The 17581-nt window shown below is 63.1% G+C and carries 16 protein-coding genes and 1 pseudogene; 10 read left to right on the top strand and 7 right to left on the bottom strand.

Translation table 11 applies throughout. The annotated features are described in order from the left end of the window. Positions 1-124: 124 nt before the first annotated feature. Positions 125-436: a copper-binding protein gene (locus D1793_RS17750; RefSeq protein ID WP_162900014.1), complete on the top strand. Its 312-nt coding sequence runs from the start codon at positions 125-127 to the stop codon at positions 434-436. A gap of 188 nt (positions 437-624) precedes the next feature. On the opposite strand, the gene D1793_RS17755 is transcribed toward D1793_RS17750, so the two are convergent. Continuing rightward, positions 625-855 (bottom strand): hypothetical protein, encoded by a 231-nt coding sequence (locus D1793_RS17755; protein ID WP_119023317.1) that lies wholly within the window; start codon positions 853-855, stop codon positions 625-627. Positions 856-1129: 274 nt separating this feature from the next. Between D1793_RS17755 and D1793_RS17760 the strand changes: the two genes are divergently transcribed. After that, positions 1130-1873: a DDE-type integrase/transposase/recombinase gene (locus D1793_RS17760; RefSeq protein ID WP_119023318.1), complete on the top strand. Its 744-nt coding sequence runs from the start codon at positions 1130-1132 to the stop codon at positions 1871-1873. A gap of 108 nt (positions 1874-1981) precedes the next feature. On the opposite strand, the gene D1793_RS20065 is transcribed toward D1793_RS17760, so the two are convergent. The 3 genes from D1793_RS20065 to D1793_RS17770 form a co-directional block, all read right to left on the bottom strand. After that, positions 1982-2104, bottom strand: coding sequence for a hypothetical protein (locus D1793_RS20065; RefSeq protein ID WP_276110605.1), 123 nt, complete (start codon positions 2102-2104; stop codon positions 1982-1984). Positions 2105-2529: 425 nt separating this feature from the next. Next, complete coding sequence (locus D1793_RS17765; RefSeq protein ID WP_119023319.1) at positions 2530-4077, bottom strand: DEAD/DEAH box helicase family protein; 1548 nt, start codon at positions 4075-4077, stop codon at positions 2530-2532. Next, on the bottom strand, positions 4074-4724 hold the full coding sequence (locus tag D1793_RS17770; protein WP_119023320.1) for a hypothetical protein: 651 nt from the start codon (positions 4722-4724) through the stop codon (positions 4074-4076). The genes D1793_RS17765 and D1793_RS17770 overlap by 4 nt, the downstream gene beginning before the upstream one ends. 801 nt (positions 4725-5525) lie before the next feature. Between D1793_RS17770 and D1793_RS17780 the strand changes: the two genes are divergently transcribed. The 5 genes from D1793_RS17780 (at position 5526) to D1793_RS17800 (ending at position 11337) form a co-directional block, all read left to right on the top strand. Further along, the gene (locus tag D1793_RS17780) at positions 5526-7949 is read left to right on the top strand and encodes an N-6 DNA methylase (protein ID WP_119023322.1); all 2424 of its coding nucleotides are present in this window, start codon (positions 5526-5528) and stop codon (positions 7947-7949) included. Further along, positions 7942-9252, top strand: coding sequence for a restriction endonuclease subunit S (locus tag D1793_RS17785; protein ID WP_162900016.1), 1311 nt, complete (start codon positions 7942-7944; stop codon positions 9250-9252). Before D1793_RS17780 ends, D1793_RS17785 begins: the two co-directional genes overlap by 8 nt. 197 nt (positions 9253-9449) lie before the next feature. After that, positions 9450-9617, top strand: a complete 168-nt coding sequence (locus tag D1793_RS17790; RefSeq protein WP_240407857.1) for a hypothetical protein — start codon at positions 9450-9452, stop codon at positions 9615-9617. After that, complete coding sequence (locus D1793_RS17795) at positions 9590-10246, top strand: DUF4433 domain-containing protein (RefSeq protein ID WP_119023324.1); 657 nt, start codon at positions 9590-9592, stop codon at positions 10244-10246. Before D1793_RS17790 ends, D1793_RS17795 begins: the two co-directional genes overlap by 28 nt. After that, the gene (locus D1793_RS17800; RefSeq protein WP_119023325.1) at positions 10243-11337 is read left to right on the top strand and encodes a macro domain-containing protein; all 1095 of its coding nucleotides are present in this window, start codon (positions 10243-10245) and stop codon (positions 11335-11337) included. The genes D1793_RS17795 and D1793_RS17800 overlap by 4 nt, the downstream gene beginning before the upstream one ends. Before the next feature lie 112 nt (positions 11338-11449). Here D1793_RS17800 and D1793_RS19555 read toward each other — a convergent pair whose 3' ends face one another. Further along, the gene (locus D1793_RS19555; RefSeq protein ID WP_162900017.1) at positions 11450-11614 is read right to left on the bottom strand and encodes a hypothetical protein; all 165 of its coding nucleotides are present in this window, start codon (positions 11612-11614) and stop codon (positions 11450-11452) included. An 86-nt stretch (positions 11615-11700) separates the two neighbouring features. On the opposite strand from D1793_RS19555, the gene D1793_RS17805 reads away from it, so the two are divergent. Then, positions 11701-15048, top strand: coding sequence for a type I restriction endonuclease subunit R (locus tag D1793_RS17805; protein WP_119023326.1), 3348 nt, complete (start codon positions 11701-11703; stop codon positions 15046-15048). Next, the gene (locus D1793_RS17810; protein ID WP_119023327.1) at positions 15045-15746 is read left to right on the top strand and encodes a SprT family zinc-dependent metalloprotease; all 702 of its coding nucleotides are present in this window, start codon (positions 15045-15047) and stop codon (positions 15744-15746) included. The genes D1793_RS17805 and D1793_RS17810 overlap by 4 nt, the downstream gene beginning before the upstream one ends. 31 nt (positions 15747-15777) lie before the next feature. On the opposite strand, the gene D1793_RS17815 is transcribed toward D1793_RS17810, so the two are convergent. After that, the gene (locus D1793_RS17815) at positions 15778-16137 is read right to left on the bottom strand and encodes a hypothetical protein (RefSeq protein WP_119023328.1); all 360 of its coding nucleotides are present in this window, start codon (positions 16135-16137) and stop codon (positions 15778-15780) included. Positions 16138-16357: 220 nt separating this feature from the next. Here D1793_RS17815 and eno point away from each other — a divergent pair. Beyond that, positions 16358-16672, top strand: a pseudogene (gene eno / locus D1793_RS17820) (phosphopyruvate hydratase); the annotation flags it as partial. A gap of 507 nt (positions 16673-17179) precedes the next feature. Here eno and fdxA read toward each other — a convergent pair. Beyond that, positions 17180-17503 carry a ferredoxin FdxA gene (gene fdxA, locus D1793_RS17825; protein WP_102627034.1) on the bottom strand — a complete coding sequence of 108 codons (324 nt, stop codon included), beginning with the start codon at positions 17501-17503 and terminating at the stop codon, positions 17180-17182. Between the last annotated feature and the right edge of the window lie 78 nt (positions 17504-17581).

Genomic DNA, 17581 nt, shown 5'->3' on the forward strand with positions numbered 1-17581 from the left:
GGCCGTATCCCCCGATGGCGCTCCTGCAACGCCAGTACGGCGAGCGTCAGGGCTGTCAGCGGTAGCGCAAAGTAGAGCATGGTGACGCTGAATACCGGCAGCGCATATGGTGGCGCTACCTGCGATGGCGACCAGCGATCATGGACACGGCAAGCATGCCGGTCATGGTACCAAGGCAGGGCATGAGCATCAGGAAATGCGCACAGCCGAAGGCTTCGGCACCGTGCAGTCGATCACGAAGGATGGCAATAGTGTCGTGCTGGCCCATGAACCAATCGCCGAGCTTCGCTGGCCGGCCATGACCATGGAGTTGGCTTTGGCCGATCCAGCCTTGGCAGAGGGTATTGACGCCGAGGAACGTGTTCGCTTCGTGCTGCGCCAGACCGGCGAGACCGATTATGTCATTGTGTCGATCGAGCAGGTGAGGGCCCAGTAAGTCGCCCTAGTTAAGGCAATGCCGTATCGTAAACCGATGCGGCTTTTTTCTCGTGAGCGAGGTTTGATATAAATCTGTTTATAGCGAATAGATGTAGGGTTCCGGACCATTGGGTCACGCCCATCGAGTGATTCCAGCTGCTGCTGCAGCGTGAAGTGAGGACCCCATCCTTCGGACCACCTGACAGGTTATCTAAGCTCGGATCGGATCATCATCGCATCCCGCCAAGCGGTAACCCCCACCAGCCTCTGGCTCTCGAGCTTGAGGCCCTCGTGGTGCAGAACGACCGTCAGCACGGTGACTTCCTGCTGGTGGCTGGCCACGACGAACTTAACCACGCGCTGCTCTTCGCCGCGTAACCCTTCATCACTATCCACCCCGACCGGGATATCGCTCCCGGAGAGGGCGGTCGCGGTCATGTCCGGAGGTTCTGGTCATGACACACTCTTTAGCAGCTGCCCTCCCGGCAGAGTCTCGTTACTCCTCTTCCCATACGCCTCAGTTGTTCGTGCGTGACAGCGACGGCAACTACATTGGCGACTATTGCCGCCGCGGTGGTGGGGGTGTTCCTCAACCTGGCGATCTGGTTCGGTCTGCACGTGATCTTCGCCGAGGTGGCCGAGCGGCAACTGCTCAAGGTACTGGGTCAATTTACTTGGCCATTAACACTCATCCTCGTCGTTCTACCGCGTGATGCGCAAGCACCAGGAAATGGTGCATCGGGGCCGTGCCAAGCCACCTCAACGCCGCGCCAAGCCCACGACCTACCAGGCCACTGCGCCGAATCAGGTGTGGTCGTGGGATTGCACGTGGCTGGGCGGCCCGATCAAGGGACAGCACTACTACCTGGTCATGATGGTCGACATCTTCAGCCGCAAGATCACCAGTTGGGAGGTGTTCCTGGCCGAGTCGGCCTACAACTCCCGCACCGTACTGGAGCGGGCCGTGCTGGCCGAGCGGATCATTGACCAGCCGCTGGTGCTTCACGCGGACAACGGCAGCCCGTTCAAGGGTGCGACGCTGCTGGAGAAGCTTCACGAGCTCGGCATCACGCCATCCTTCAGCCGACCGCGGGTCAGCAACGACAATCCCTACTCAGAGGCGCTGTTCCGCACCTGCAAGTACCGCCCCTGCTACCCCACTGACGGGTTCGCCACGCTCGACAACGCCCGCGAGTGGGTGGCTGGCTTCGTGCAGTGGTACAACCACGAGCACCGGCACAGCGGCATTCGCTTGGTGACACCGGCACAGCGCCATGCGGGCGAAGATAAGGAGGTGCTGGCCAAGCGCCACGTCATCAATCAGGCGGCGCGTGACGCCAACCCTGCGCGATGGAGCGGCAAGACCCGCAACTGGACGCCGATCGGTACCGTGTCACTCAACCCGGAGCGGGAGCTCCAGGTCACCGTCGCCGAACCGGAAAAACAGGTGGCCTGAATGACCTCAGAGGCGACAGATTCCTTGACAACTACCGGGAGCGGGCCCTGAATTCGTTCTCCATACTGAGTTGGGCCTGCTCGATCTATCTCTCTAATTCCTGGATTTTTAGACGGCGAGATCATGCTGGCGAGCTACTGCAGCGATCGTGGTCTTGCCCTTTAGGATGTCCATAGCCACGGCAACTTTGCGCTTCACTGTCCAGCGTTTGACGGTGAGTTCGTTGCTCATCTCACCCTTCTGATCGCTGCGCTATAGCCTATACAAACTCTGGAATGGGCAACTTCATACCCTCGAAAATCCACATTGGAAGAAAGTGGTGCGAGAAAAGCCGAAGTGGCACAAAGTGACAGAAAGTGGCAGAAAGTGGCAGAAAGTGGCAGAAAGTGGCAGAAAGTGGCAGAAAGTGGCAGAAAGTGGCGCGAGGGATGCCGAAGTGGAAAAAAGTGACAGAAAGTGCCAGAAAGTGGAACTCGGCCCGGGCTGCCGGGCTGCCGTTTCTCTAATCGATGAGAGACGCCTTCTAACCCTAGTCTGTATCAGGGGTTAGAAGGCCTGCGGTTAGAAGCCGCAATTTTTTACGGTTGCATGTAGCCCCTTGGTGTTATGCACCATGGGTAGATGCCACAAATCCGATGAATGCCGGTGGGCGGCTGTTAGGTTGTCAACCGAAGGGCGATCAGCCGTTCAAAAAATCTCTGCGAAAACGCCACATCGGGCGCCACGCTAGCCGTGGCCAGCGAACTGTGTTCGCCCATCGTGACCGAGACACTGCTACCGGTCGCTGCCGCATCAGACGGGTCGCCCATCGTTCCGGTAGGAGTGTTTGAGGAGTGAGTCTGAGGGGGGGCAGCGCCGTGGCCGCCTGTCGGTACCGTTGACTCGTCTGTCAGAGATACCCTGGCCAGGTCCTGAGGGAGATCGTCGCTCAGGCGGCGTGCCATCTGTGCCAGCCGAGCGTCGTTCAGAGCATAGAGGTGACAATCAGGGTCTCCCACTCCCTGGCGACGGATGATTCTACCGAGTACCTGCCGAAAATATTGCTCTGTCCGAATATGGCTCAGATAACAGCAGACCCGAAGTCGCGGGATATCAACGCCTTCCGATACCATCCCCACGGATACAATCCAGGGTGTGCTGGCCTGTCGAAACGCCTTGAGCCGGTCATGTGCATAAGGGTCGCGGCTTGTAACCAGGCAGACCTCGTTTCCGACTTCTTCCAGATGCTGGGTTACCACTTCGGCATGCTCGATATCAGCGGCGACTACCAGTCCGGCCGCGCTGGAGTCCTGCTGGCGGAGAGCGTTCAGTTGCCGGCCACCCAGTGATAGGACTCGCTGCATCGGCGCATCCACACGGACCAGGCTGCCGTAATCGATGGCAGGGTGCCGCAGGAGCTGGGGAATGCTGGCGTAGCGATACGTTTCCTGGCGACCGGTGCGCGGATGATAACCCGTCAGTTCGATGGCACGGTTATCTACCAGCTGCACGCGTGGATAACGGCACACACCATCGTGGATAGCGTCCTGCAGGGTGTAAACAAAATCTGGCTGCAGTACCTTCGTTGTTGGCGGCACATGGCCGGTCATGTCTGATGCCGTCCTTGCCGCTGGGTCCAACGACGATGGTTCCTCATTGGGGCCATCGATCACATCCAGATAGCGCAGCAGCGGCAGGCAGCTTCCGTCGGTCCTCCACGGGGTCCCTGACAGCGCCAGGGTATAGGTCATGTGCCGCTCCAGCGCTATCAGCGTGCTGCCCCACTGATTCGGCCCCTCTCCGCCGAAATGTCCCGCCCCGTGATGGGCCTCATCCCAGATCAGCAGCACGCGATGCTGCCGGCCCAGGCGTTGCAATGCACCTAAACGTCCCGGCAGGGCATGGTAGGTCATCCCGGTGCCGGCGGCGCCCAGCTGGCCGTGCATAGGTTGCCCGGTAACCTCCTGCAGCGTCTCGATGGCGGCCTGCACCACGGCTCGAGTGGGGCCGCAGTAGAGTACGTAGTCGATATCACCGCGCGCCATCAATTCCCGGGTCAGCTCGGCGGCCAAGCGCATTTTGCCGGCGCCCGGTGTTGCCTGGCACAGAAAGTGCGGGTGTTCTCGCGAGAGAGTTGCCAGAGCACTCTGAAGGCATTCCGACTGCCAGGGGCGAAGGGGCGGCAGTGTATACTGTGGCTGCCTGGATGCAGGAGAACGTTTCATACTAGGTCCTCCGTATTATCCACTGTTGCCGACATTGCCTGGCTTGCCAGGGCGCGGCGGACGTTGACGTTGGCATCCCACTGGCCTCGCAGTCGTCCACTCTGCTCGAGGGCTGCTTCCAGCAGGGAAGTGATTTGCGCTCGGGCGTCGGGGAATTTCTCTATCAGGTCCCGATAATGCTCTGCCTCACCGATCGCGGTGTGCATGGCCGCCTGTAGGCAGTGGCGTTCCCTTTCCAAATGGTCGAGGAGGGTAGCGTGATCCTCTTGCGCGGGCGGCTCGTGCGTTGACGATGAATAGGAGGAGGGTGAGGGGGTGTCCTCGATTGGCTCAGAGGAAGGCTCAATGTTCACTCGGAACACCCGACGGTTTTTTCCGCGAACGCCGACCTCCATGAGCACGCCGTGCTTTTTCAGCCTGTTGAGTCGATCGCGCACGCGAAACCGCAGCTGGGTGGGGTCAGCGCTTTCCAGCTCTGGCCTCTCGAGTAGCTGGTCGCGGATCTCGGGGATAGTGAAGGTTGCATTAGCCTTGGCGTAGCAGAGCAACTGATGATTGAGCGCCTCGGAGACCCTGTGCGACAGCGGGTCATTGTGACGGGGTTGCGGGCGGGGCAGGATGGTCGTGGGATCAACGCGCATGCTCATTCGCCCACCTCCCGCACAGCCTCCGGAGTGACCGCTTCAGCAGCACGCGAGAGTGCCCTGGCCATATGCATATGAGCATGATATCGGCGGTAGCGGACAGACAGGCTGCAGTTGGAAGCCAGGGCTGCCATGGCCATGGCATGATGAGCGGCAGCGCGCGCGCGGCGACTGCTGCGACGGGTAAAGGTCGGGGTGACCATAGGTACGCTCCTTGGATTTTGGAGCCGACCCCGCTGTCGCCAAACAGGATGGGGGCGGCCGTACGCGGGTTGGCGAACCGGCATCCAAGGGGACCGGCAGACCCAAGGGTCTCCCACGCACGACCGCCATAGACATGGCAGGCATTAAAAAAGCGCCTGCCATGGCAGCGGCGCTCATGCGCCTCGGATGATTCGGGTCGCCAAACCCGGCCGAGTAATTTGACTCGACAAACGTACAGTAGCAACGCGATTTCTGCCTGTAAAGCAAGCAGCGCACGGGAAGCATAAATTTCGAGCGCAGGGGCTGGCTGAGGGCTGGGAAGGCTTCGGCGAGTCACCAACCTCTGTGCCCCTTATGTAGCGTGAGTCGATGAAGTCTCACCAGCAATGAGGGGCGCCAGGAGCTGGACTGGCTGTACAGAGGGCGTCTTCCCGGGGTGGAGCGGAGGGCCGGTGTTTCGCCTCCGAGAGCTATACCTGGCCGGCCTAGCCTTGGTTGCCACCAATCGCCCGTGGCCTTCCCGTCCCAAGTTTGGTGAGATAGGTGCCAGTCACCATGGCCGCCGACGCGGCCGGCTCATCGCAAAGGGAACCGCTGACCATGATCCTCACCCTCAACCAGCTGGAGCGGCACCTCTTCAAGGCCGCCGACATCCTGCGCGGGCGGATGGACGCCTCGGAGTTCAAGGAATACATCTTCGGCATGCTCTTCCTGAAGCGCTGTTCGGACGTTTTCGAGCAGCGCCAGGAGGAGGTCCGTGCCGAGCTCAAGCAGGCCGGAGCCGGGGAGATCGATATCGTCCATCAGGTCGAGTTCCCCGACTGGTATCGCGCCACCTTCTACGTGCCGCCGCAGTCGCGCTGGTCGCACCTGCTTAAGGAGGCCCACCAGGGCGTCGGTAGCGCGCTCAACAAGGCGCTGGCCGGCCTGGAGGAGCACAACCCCAGCCTGGCCGGGGTGCTGGAGCATATCGACTTCACCCGCAAGGTGGGCTCCACCACCCTGCCGGACAAGAAGCTTCGGGATCTGATCGTCCACTTCAGCGAGTACCGGCTGCGCAACGAGGACTTCGAGTTCCCCGACCTGCTGGGCGCCGCCTACGAGTACCTGATCCGCGACTTCGCCGACTCTGCCGGCAAGAAAGGCGGCGAGTTCTACACCCCGCGCCCGGTGGTCCGCATGATGGTACGGCTGATGGACCCCCAGGAGGGCCACAGCGTCTACGACCCCTGTATGGGCTCCGGCGGTATGCTGATCCACGCCAAGGAGTACCTGGAGGAGCAGGGCGGTGACCCGCGCCGGCTCAACCTCTTCGGCCAGGAGGCCTCCGGCTCGGTGTGGGCCATCGCCAAGATGAACATGCTGCTGCACGGAGTGAGCAGCGCCGACCTGCGCAACGACGACACCCTCACCGACCCGCAGCACGTCGAGGGTGGCGAGCTAACGCGCTTCGACCGCATCCTCACCAACCCGCCGTTCTCCATCGGCTACGCGCCGAGCCAGCACTTCCCGGAGCGCTTCCACTACGGCAGCGTGCCGGAGGGGGCCAAGAAGGCCGACCTAATGTTCCTGCAGCACATGGTCGCCTGCCTCAAGTCCGACGGCCGCCTGGCCACCGTCATGCCCCATGGCGTGCTGTTCCGCGGCGGCGACGAGAAGCGCATCCGCGCCGGCATGCTGGAGGACGACCTGGTGGAGGCGGTGATCGGCCTCGCCCCCAACCTCTTCTACGGCACCGGCATCCCGGCGAGCATCCTGGTGCTGCGCGCCAAGGGCGCCAAGCCCGAGGAGCGCCGGGGCAAGGTGCTGTTCATCAACGCCGACCGCGAGTTCTTTGAAGGCCGCGCCCAGAACCACCTGCTGCCCGAGCACATCGAAAAGATCGCCAGCACCTACGACGCCTTCGAGGACGTGCCCGGCTTCGCCCGGGTGGTACCCCTCGCGGAGCTGCGCGACAACGACTACAACCTCAACATCCGCCGCTACGCCGACAACACCCCACCGCCGGAGCCCCAGGACGTGCGCGCCCACCTCAAGGGCGGCGTGCCGGTGGCCGAGATCGACGCCAGGCGCCCGCTGTTCGACGCCCAGGGCCTCGACCCCATGGCGCTCTTTATCCACAGGGCGAACGATCCCGACTATGTGGACTTCGCCGAGCACCTGAGCGAGAAGCGCGACCTCAAGCCCGCCATCGAGATGGATGCCGGCCTGCAGCACAAGGAGGCCAGCGTGATGGCCGCCTTCGAGGCCTGGTGGGCCGAACACGGCGGCAGCATTACCGGGCTGACCGGCAACGGCGGTCGCCTCACCCGGCTGCGCGACGAGCTGCTGGGCAGCTTCACCGCGGCCCTGGAGCCCACCGCCATGCTCGACCGCTTCGCGGTGCGCGGCATCATTGCGGGCTTCTGGTTCGACAACAAGAACGAGTTCCGCACCCTGCAGGCCCGCGGCTGCCTCGGCGTGGTGGATGCCTGGCGCACCAGCATCAATAGCCTGCTGGAGGACGAGCAGAGCAAGGCCAACCCCCTCGACCACCGCTTGGTCCACTTCCTGCTGGAGGAGTACGTGGCCGAGCTCGAGGAGCTCGCCGCCCGCAAGGCGGAGCTGGATTCCCAGATCAAGGCCGCCGAGGCCAAGCCCGAGGGCGACGACGCCGACGAAGTGGAAGCCAGCGACGGCGAGGATGACGATGCCCCGACGCCGGAGCAGATCAAGGCCTGGAAGAGCCAGCGCACCCAGGTGAGGAAGCAGCACAAGGCCAAGGTGGCCAGCTTCGAGGAGCACCTCAATGCCGCCGTGGACGCCCTGGACGAGCTCGCGGCCGCCGAGCTGGTGAATACCATTATGCACAACGACCTGAAGGGCATCCTCGAGCGCTATATCCGCCAGCAGCGCCAGCAGGTGATCGCCGCCTTCGAGACCTGGTGGGACAAGTACCGGGTGACGCTGGCCGATATCGAGGCCGAGCGGGATGCCGCCGCCAGGGAGCTGCAGCAGTATCTGGAGGGGCTTGGGTATGTTTGAGCCATCTCTGTATCAGCCACTTGGCAACCATCTAGCGGTGGCAAGAAACGGCACAACGCAAAGCCAAGTGCAATTTTCCACCGAGTACCCGGTTACTCGGATAGAAACCATAGCTGATGGAACGATCAATTTCGGCAAGGTTGGGTACTTGGCGGCGCCAGCTGAAGGCTACGAGCTACAGCCTGGCGATATCCTGTATAGCCATATCAACAGCATCAAGCACGTCGGAAAAGTAGCTCAGTACTTTGGCGAAAAAAAGACCCTTTATCATGGCATGAACCTGCTTCTTCTTCGCTTAGATGACGAAGTGGATAAGCGATATTTATTCCACTACTTAAATAACCACAATGCACGGCATTACGCACAAAAAGAGTGCCAGAAAGCCATCAATCAAGTGAGTTTGAATACGGGTCAGCTGAAAAAGCTTTCTGTGTTCACTCCACCACTGTCCGAGCAGCGGCTTATCGCCCACATCCTCGACGCCCTCGACACCCAGATCCAGAAGACCGAGGCGCTGATCACCAAGCTGGAGAAGGTCAAGGAGGGCCTGCTCCACGACCTGCTGACCCGTGGCATCGACGAGAACGGTCGGCTGCGCCCCAGTCCCGAGCAGGCGCCGGAGCTCTACAAGGAGTCGCCTCTGGGGTTGATTCCGAGGCAGTGGGAGGTTAAGAGGTTGGGTGGGCTGATTGACGGCATTGATGCAGGTTGGAGCCCCAGCTGCTCAGATGTTGTGCCTAAAGAAGGGGAATGGGGTGTGCTGAAGGTGAGCGCTATCTCTACAGGGGCTTATCTACCCCATAAGTCAAAGACTCTCCCGGAAGGCCTCTCTCCGATCAAAGAAATTGAAGTCAATTCTGGCGATGTGATTTGTGTCCGTGCAAATGGTGTTGCCGAATTAGTTGGAAGAACAGCGTATGTGTTTTCCACTCCAAGGAGGCTGATGCTTTCAGATAAAACGCTCCGACTGAGGGCGGGAGAAGGCCTCGATCCACTCTTTCTTTTTCTTCTTATGGGAAGTGCAAGCACAAGGAAGCAAATTGCTTCTTTTATAAGCGGGAGCAGCGGGCAAAAAAATCTTTCCCAGAACCAAATAAACTCAATACAAGTAAAGGCTCCCAGCATTGAAGAGCAGAGGCGGGTTGCCGGTGCATTATCTTCAATGGCCAGTCGGATTGAGAAAGAGAAATCTGCGCGCGATAGTTCAGCAACCCTTAAGGCAGGCCTAATGGGCGATCTCCTTACCGGCCGCGTCCGCGTCACCCCGCTGCTCGAAAAGGCCCAGGCCACCAGCCCGGCGTAGACCGGGGCTCTTACAACAACATCACAACACCAGGATCACATCGCACAGGGAACCGCCATGACCACCTTCGACAGTGCTCTTGCAACGTTCAGGCGCTCGCTGCCCCCTCTTCACATAAGATCGGGCTCAAGGACATCACCACCGGCAAGATCCAGCTCCCCGACTTCCAGCGCGGCTGGGTGTGGGACGACGATCACGTGCAGAGCCTGCTGGTCAGCATCGCCCGCTCCTTCCCGGTGGGGGCGGTGATGCTGATGGAGACCGGCGGGGAGGTGCGCTTCGAGACCCGCCCGGTGGAGGGCATCGAACCGGACAGCGTCACCAAGGAGCCGGACCAGTGGCGACCGATCTCTCTCGCAGCCTGAACCCCCGGAAGGCGCTGATCTTCCGGATCACGCACCGCGACAACCTGCCGTGGCTGCTGGCGCATGGCCTCTACTGCCGTTCGGCAGTAGAGCAGGATCCGGGCTTTATCACCATCGGCAAGCAGGAGCTGATAGACAAGCGAGCGAGGCGAGTGGTGCCGGCGCCACCGGGCGGCGTGCTGAGCGACTACATCCCGTTCTACTTCACGCCGGCGTCGATGATGCTCTTCAACATCGTGACCGGCCATGGCGTTCAGCAACAGCTCCGGGAGGACATCGTTGTGCTGGTGAGTTCGCTTCCCCGCCTGCAGGAGCTCGGCCTGCCCTTCCTGTTCAGCGACCGGCATGCCTATCTGGCCAATGCCGAGTTCAGCGACCGGCTGGAGGATCTGGCCGACTTCGTGCCCTGGGCGCTGCTGCAGGCCAAGGACTTCAAGCGCGACCTCGAGAACCCCGACAAGACGGATCGCTATCAGGCAGAGGCCCTGATTCATCACCACCTTCCGGCCTCGGCACTGCTGGGCATTGGCACGTATACTGACGAGATGCGCGCCGCCGTCGAAGTACAGGTGGCTGCAAACCAGCTTCCGTTGAAGGTGGTGACACGACCCAACTGGTTCTTCCGATGATTGAGTACACCCGTGGCAACCTCCTCGAGGCCGACGTCGAGGCGCTGGTCAATACCGTCAACACCGTCGGCGTGATGGGGAAGGGGATCGCCCTGATGTTCAAGGAGGCCTTCCCCGAGAACTTCGCCGCCTACGCGGCCGCCTGCAAGGGTCAGGAGGTGGTGACCGGCCGCATGTTCGTCACCGAACGGGATGCCCTGCTGGGGCCGCGCTGGATCATCAACTTCCCCACCAAGCAGCACTGGCGCGCCAGGACGCGCATGGAGTGGATCGAGTCAGGGCTGGAGGACCTCAAGCGGGTGATCCGAGAGCGGGGTATTCGCTCCATCGCCCTGCCGCCGCTGGGCTGCGGCAACGGGGGGCTCGACTGGGGCAGGGTGCGCCCTCGCATAGAGGCCGCGCTGGGTGAGCTGGATAACGTCCGGGTGCTGGTCTTCGAGCCCACCGCCGAGTATCAGAATGTCGCCAAGCGCTCAGGCATCGAGAAGCTGACGCCGGCGCGGGCGCTGATCGCCGAGCTGGTGCGCCGCTACTGGGTGCTGGGCATCGAGTGTTCGCTGCTGGAGGTCCAGAAGCTCGCCTGGCTGATGGAGCGCCGTATTCTCGACCATGGTCTGAAGAATCCCCTCGTTCTGCAGTTCCAGCCCCACCGCTACGGCCCCTATTCCGACCGGCTGCGTCACCTGCTCAATGGCCTGGACGGCAGCTACCTGCATAGCGAGAAGCGCATCAACGATGCCTCGCCCGAGGAAGTGGTGTGGTTCGATGAGTCCCGGCGCGAGCGCCTCAGCGCCTATCTGCGCAGCGCCGAGGCGCGCCCTTATGCCGAGGTACTTGAGGAGGTCGATGCCCTGATCGACGGTTTCCAGTCACCGCTAGGGATGGAAGTGCTGACTACCCTGGACTGGCTGATCAGCCAGGAGCATGTCGAACCGACCGTCGAGGCTATCAAGGAAGGCTTGAAGCAATGGCCTGATGACCTCGCTGGTCAGCGCAAGCTGCGGCTCTTCTCGGACCGCCTGATCGCGCTGGCGCTGGAGCGCCTTACCGGTGAAGCGATGCAACCTTACCCACAGATCGCCGAAAGGTAAGCGCACCACTTCGGACGTCATTCCCGAGAGAGGCCCTGGCCTCCTGTGATGGCCAATGCCACAGCCCATCAGGCGAGGCTGGCCGGCGACTATGCGCCGATGATGGAGCGGGTCAGGCCAGCGGCAGGGACTTGAAGCGGGACTTGCCGGCGCGAAGCCTGGCTTCGATACCGCGGCTGGCCTCGCCGGTCTCCACGGCGGTGGAGGTGGCAACGCTCTTCAGGAGGGCGTCACGGCTCACGGTACGGCGCTGCTTGGGGGAGCGGGATGTGGTCATGCCTGTCTCACCTTGCTGATATGCTCATTTTACGCGCATACCGCGGCCCCTGCATCAAACACCCAACAGCACCTTGGAGCTAAGGCATGGCAGGTCCCGAGTACACGGATGTCGAGAAGCCCTTTATCGACCAGCTGGTCGGTCAGGGCTGGGAGTTCCTGGCCGGCTCGGTGGACGATCCCGCCGTGACCCACCGCGAGGGCTTCGCTCAGGTGGTGATGGAGCCCCTGCTGCGCGAGCGGCTGCGCGAGATCAACCTGCGTGATGGGCAGCCCTGGCTCGATGAGGCGCGCCTGGATCAGGCCGTCGCCGCCATCACCCGCCTGCCCGCCAGCAGGGTGCTGGAGGCCAATCAGCAGGCCACTGAGTTGCTGCTGGGCGGCCTGCCGGTGGAGGGGCTCAAGGGCTGGGACGGCGGCCGCGGCCAGACCCTGCGCTATATCGACTGGGAGGAGCCCGCCAACAACGTCTTCACGGTGGTCAACCAGTTCAAGGTGAAGTGCCCGCCCGGCCACGATGGCGCCAAGGGCCACGTGATCCCGGATCTGGTGCTGTTCGTCAACGGCATCCCGCTGGTGGTGGTGGAGTGCAAGAGCCGCAGCGTGCCGGAGGGGATCAGTCAGGCGGTGGACCAGCTACGCCGCTACCACGACCAGCGCTTCCTGGAGGGCGAGGTCGGCGAGCACGAGGGCGCCCCGGCACTGTTCGCCACCAGCCAGCTCCTGGTGGCCAGCAACTTCGACGAGGCCCGCGTCGGCACCATCGGCGCCCGTTTCGCTCACTACCTGAGCTGGAAGACGGTGGCGCCGATGCGCGAGGCGGAGGTGGCCATCGATCTCGGCGTAGCGGACCTCTCCGCCCAGCAGCGCCTGATCGCCGGCATGCTCACACGGGCCAACCTGCTCGACATCGTGCGCCACTACACCCTGTTCATGAACGCCGGCGGCCAGACCATCAAGCTGGTGTGCCGCTACCAACAGTTCCGCGGCGTCACCCGGGCCGTAGAGCGCCTGAAAAGCGGCAAGACGCGCCGCCAGGACGGCGAGGCCGACCGCCGTGGCGGCATCGTCTGGCACACCCAGGGCAGCGGCAAGAGCCTCTCCATGGTCTTCCTGGTGCGCAAGCTGCGCACCGACCCGACGCTGCGCCGCTTCAAGGTGGTGGTGATCACCGACCGCAAGGATCTCCAGGCCCAGCTCTCCGCCACCGCCGAGCTCACCGGCGAGAGCGTCGAGAAGGCCGGCAACACTGCCCAGCTCAAGAAGCTGCTGGGCCGCGACGGCCCCGGCCTGGTGTTCGGCACCATCCAGAAGTATCGCGACCCGGACGCCGAAGGGGAGGAGGGTCAGGGCGACGAGGAGGCTGGCGCCGGTGCCGGGCTCGACACCGGCCGCCGCGATGCCGCCGAGGCCCTCAAGAAGCCGACCCTGAGCGAGCCCTTCGAGGTGCTCAATACCAGCGAGGAGATCCTGATCCTGGTGGACGAGGCCCACCGCACCCAGGCCGGCGACCTGCACGCCAACATGATGCGCGCCCTGCCCAACGCCGCCCGCATCGGCTTCACCGGCACGCCCATCATCATGGGCGACAAGAAGCGCACCCACGACATCTTCGGCGAGTACATCGACTGCTACACCATCAAGGAAGCGGAGCAGGACGGCGCCACGGTGCCGATCCTGTACGAGGGGCGCACCGCCAAGGGGGCGATCAAGGACGGCGCCAGCCTCGACGGCCTGTTCGAGGACCTGTTCCGCGACCACAGCAAGGAGGAGCTGGAGGCGATCAAGAAGAAGTACGCCACCAAGGGGCAGATCTTCGAGGCGCCGCAGCTGATCCAGGAGAAGGCCCAGGACATCCTGCGCCACTACATCACCCACATCCTTCCCAACGGCTACAAGGCCCAGCTGGTGGCCTACAGCCGCCGGGCGGCCCTGCGCTACTTCGAGGCTCTCGAGCAGGCCAAGGCCGACCTGCTGGAGGAGGCGCTGGCGCTCTCCCCCGAAGATAAGGCCTTGGACGACACCCAGCTGCTGACGCGCCCGCCCCGGGTCAAGGCGGCGATCCAGGCCTGGCGCTATCGCAAGGTGCTGGGCGAGCTGGAGTTCGCGGTGGTGTTCAGCAGCGGCAACAACGACGACGCCACCTGGGCCAGGTGGAGCGACCGCGCCGCCGTCGAGAACCACATCAAGCGCTTCAAGAAGCCGCTGCCGCCGCTGGATGGGACGCCTCCCCAGGACCCCGCTAAGCACGACCCGCTGGCCTTCCTGATCGTCAAGAGCATGCTGCTCACCGGCTTTGACGCCCCCATCGAGGGGGTGATGTACCTGGACCGCTCCCTGCGCGAGGCGGAGCTGCTGCAGGCCATCGCCCGGGTCAACCGCACCGGCCACGGCAAGAGCCACGGCATCGTGGTGGACTACTTCGGCGTGGCCAACCACCTCAAGGAGGCGCTGGCCGCCTACAGCGAGGAGGACATCGAGGGCGCCCTACAGAGCCTCAAGGACGAGATTCCCCTGCTGCGCGACCGCCACCTGCGGGTGGTCGATGTGCTGCGCAGCCAGGGGGTGGATGACCTCGACGACACCGAGGAGGCGGTGCAAGCGCTCGCCGACGAACGGGTGCGAGCCGAGTTCGTGGTCAAGCTCAAGGAGTTCAACCGCGGCCTGGACGACGTGCTGCCGCGCCCCGAGGGGCTCGAGTTCGTCAACGATGCCAAACGGCTGGCCTACATCCACGCCCTGGCCCGCAACCGCTACAAGGACACCCCGGAGCTTGGCCGTGACATCGGCAACAAGGTGCGCAAGTTGATCGACGACTACGTGATCTCGCTCGGCATCGACCCGCGCATCCCGCCGGTGCAGCTCACCGACGCCGAGTTCGACGAGCACCTCGGCCGCCAAGTGGGCGACCGGGCCAAGGCCTCGGAGATGGAGCATGCCGTTCGTGCCCACACTCGCAAACACCTGGACGAGGACCCGGTGAAGTACGGCCGGCTCAGCGAGCGCCTGGAGGAGCTGCTGGAGCAGCTCGATGGCCAGTGGGCCGAGCAGGTGGAGGCGCTCAAGACGCTGATCCAGCAGCTGCGCGATGGCGCCCGTGTGGAGGGGGAGGAAATCCCCGAGATGCCGGCCCACGCCGAGCCCTTCTGGCGGGAGCTGGTGGCCAGCAGCGGCCTTTCTGTGGAGGAGCTGGACGAGGCCAGCGCCCAGACGCTGCTCGAGGCCACCGAGGAGCTGGTCGGGCTGATCCAGCAGGAGATCGCCATCCCCGACTTCTGGAAGCCCTCCCATATCCCGGACCAAGAGACGTTGCGCCAACATATCTTTTCCCGGCTGATGATCAAGCGCCTCGTGCCCTTCGATAAGGCCAGCGAGGTGGCCCAGCGGCTGCTCGATCTCGCCCGCAGCAATCACGACAAGCTGGTGAACGCATGACGCAGCTCGCCGTTGATGACCTGACCCTGGAGGTGCGCGAGAGCTCGCGCCGCAAGACCCTGGAGATCACCGTGGACCGCGACGGCGAGCTGGTCATCGCCGCGCCACGTGGCACCGAGGAGCGGCTCCTGCGCGACTTCGTGCTCGAGAAGCGGCTGTGGATCTACCAGAAGCTGGCCGAGAAGGCCGAGCGCCGGCGCCGGCTGCCGCGCAAGGAGTACGTCAACGGCGAGGGCTTCCTCTACCTGGGGCGCAGCTACCGGCTGAAGCGGGTTGCCCAGGAGCAGCAGGACGCCCCGCTCAAGCTCGTCGCCGGGCGCTTCCAGCTGCGTGAGGACGCCCTGGACGACGCCCGTGAGCACTTCATCCGCTGGTACAGCGCCCGCGCCAACGACTGGCTCACCGCCAGGGTGAAGGAGCACGCCCGGCGAATGGGTGTCGAGCCCGCCGGCGTGAAGGTCCAGGATCTGGGCTACCGCTGGGGCTCCTGCGGCAAGGGCAACATGGTCTACTTCCACTGGAAGACCATCCTGCTGCCCCGCCACATCGCCGAGTACGTGGTCGTCCATGAGCTCGTTCACCTTCACGAGCCCCACCACACTCCGGCCTTCTGGCGCCGCTTGGAGCGCGCCATGCCGGACTATGAGCAGCGCAAGGCCTGGCTCGCCCGGCACGGCATCGAGGTGGAGGGGGTGTGAGCCCTCTATTCCACTGCGGACCGAGGCCGGATTACCGGATCATCGAGTTACCGTACCGATCCGTCTCCGGTTCGGCTTCCGCCAGCTCCCTGTTGAAAACCCAGCCCCAATGACGCTTGTCGGGGTGCAGTGCCACACCATAGAGCCCTCGAACCGCCCCCAGTGAGCTGAACTTCTTGCGATCTGGGTGGTTGCCACTGGGCAACCAATTGTCCAGTTCGCGCATCAACTGCTGCATTTTCCGGTCACATCCTCTCGCCTTCTCCAACACCATTTTGCCGATCAGCATATGCCTGCGGGCCTCCTCTCGCCGGGCCCTCTCACGCAGCTGATTGAGGCGGTCCTCTGCCTCAGCCAGCTGTTGCTCTACGGTTCTCCGCTTCTTGGCCATTTGAATTCTCCTGTCAATTGAAAGCGGGAATGTCCGCCCGCGGCTGGGAAGGGGGTCCCCCCTCCCACGTCACAGATAAGGGGTACAGATCTTTCTGTACCCCTTATCTGTTCACAGGAGGCGAGAGGTAGGCTCAATTGCGAATCTGCGCACTTAGCCCGGATATTGCACCGGGCCGGCCAGACGCTCTCAGGTTTCAGGCCCGGAGAGTGTGATCCCCAAGCGCGGCATCGACGAGCAGATCGGCAACTCCATCCTGATCAAGTTCAACCAGATCGGCTCACTCTCCGAGACCCTGGATGCCATCAGGATGGCCCAGGAGGCCGGCTTCACCGCGGTGATCTCCCACCGTTCCGGCGAGACCGAGGACACCACCATCGCCGACCTCGCCGTCGGCACCTGCGCCGGCCAGATCAAGACCGGCTCGCTGTGCCGCTCCGATCGCGTGGCCAAGTACAACCGCCTGCTGGTGATCGAGAACGAGCTGGGCGAGCGCGCCCGCTACCCGGGCCTCTCGGCCATCAAGGGGCAGTAAGCGAACACTGTTGCTTGAGGCGGGAACCCGTGTAGGAAATCGCTGACAATTTGGCGAAGAGATTCGCTCGAGTTCGGCGGGAAGACCGATGCCGTTGGCGTCGGTCTTTTTTTAACCATATGTTATTGAAGATCTTTTTCTTGAGAGCTCGCTGCTGGACCAACACGCCGGTCGAGGTCGGTCGCCGTTGGTCGCGCTTGTGTTGCAATGCAGCTCTGCCACAATGAACTCGGGACAAGGGGGCAGCAGCGCTGCTCCCGGCAGGATGCAACGGGATGCTGAGTGATGCGCCAGGTGCGGCAGGAAGCTGCTTCCGGGCAGGGAAGGCATCACGGGAGTCGGGCGGAGGGAGCCGCTCAAGGAACAGCTTGGAGCGGGCGGCCTGCGGGCCGCCTTTTTTGCCGGTGTTCTCCAGCATGGCAGGCAGGAACAGGAACGCCGAATGTCGCGAGACATTCGGCGTTCCTTTTTGCGTGCTGGCGCCCGCGTGCGAGGCAGGCGACGCTCTCAGCGCTCCAGCTGCTCGAGCTTGCCCGGCTTGCCGTCCCACTCCTCGGCGTCGGGCAGCGGGTCCTTCTTCTCGCTGATGTTGGGCCACACCTCGGCGAGCTCGGCATTGATCTCGATGAACGGCTCCTGGCCCTCCGGCAACTCGTCTTCCGAGAAGATCGCCTCGGCGGGACACTCCGGCTCGCACAGGGCGCAGTCGATGCACTCGTCGGGGTGGATCACCAGGAAGTTGGGGCCTTCATAGAAACAGTCCACCGGGCACACCTCGACACAGTCGGTGTACTTGCACTTGATGCAGTTCTCGGTGACGACGAATGTCATGCCACTCTCCCTTCCTCGGGCCGGCGTCGCACGGCCACTGTGGATAGTTGATAAAACGGTTATAAAAGCCGTGTTTCT

Origin of the sequence: Halomonas sp. JS92-SW72 (genome assembly GCF_003547075.1) — a bacterium.
GTDB lineage: Bacteria > Pseudomonadota > Gammaproteobacteria > Pseudomonadales > Halomonadaceae > Halomonas > Halomonas alkalicola.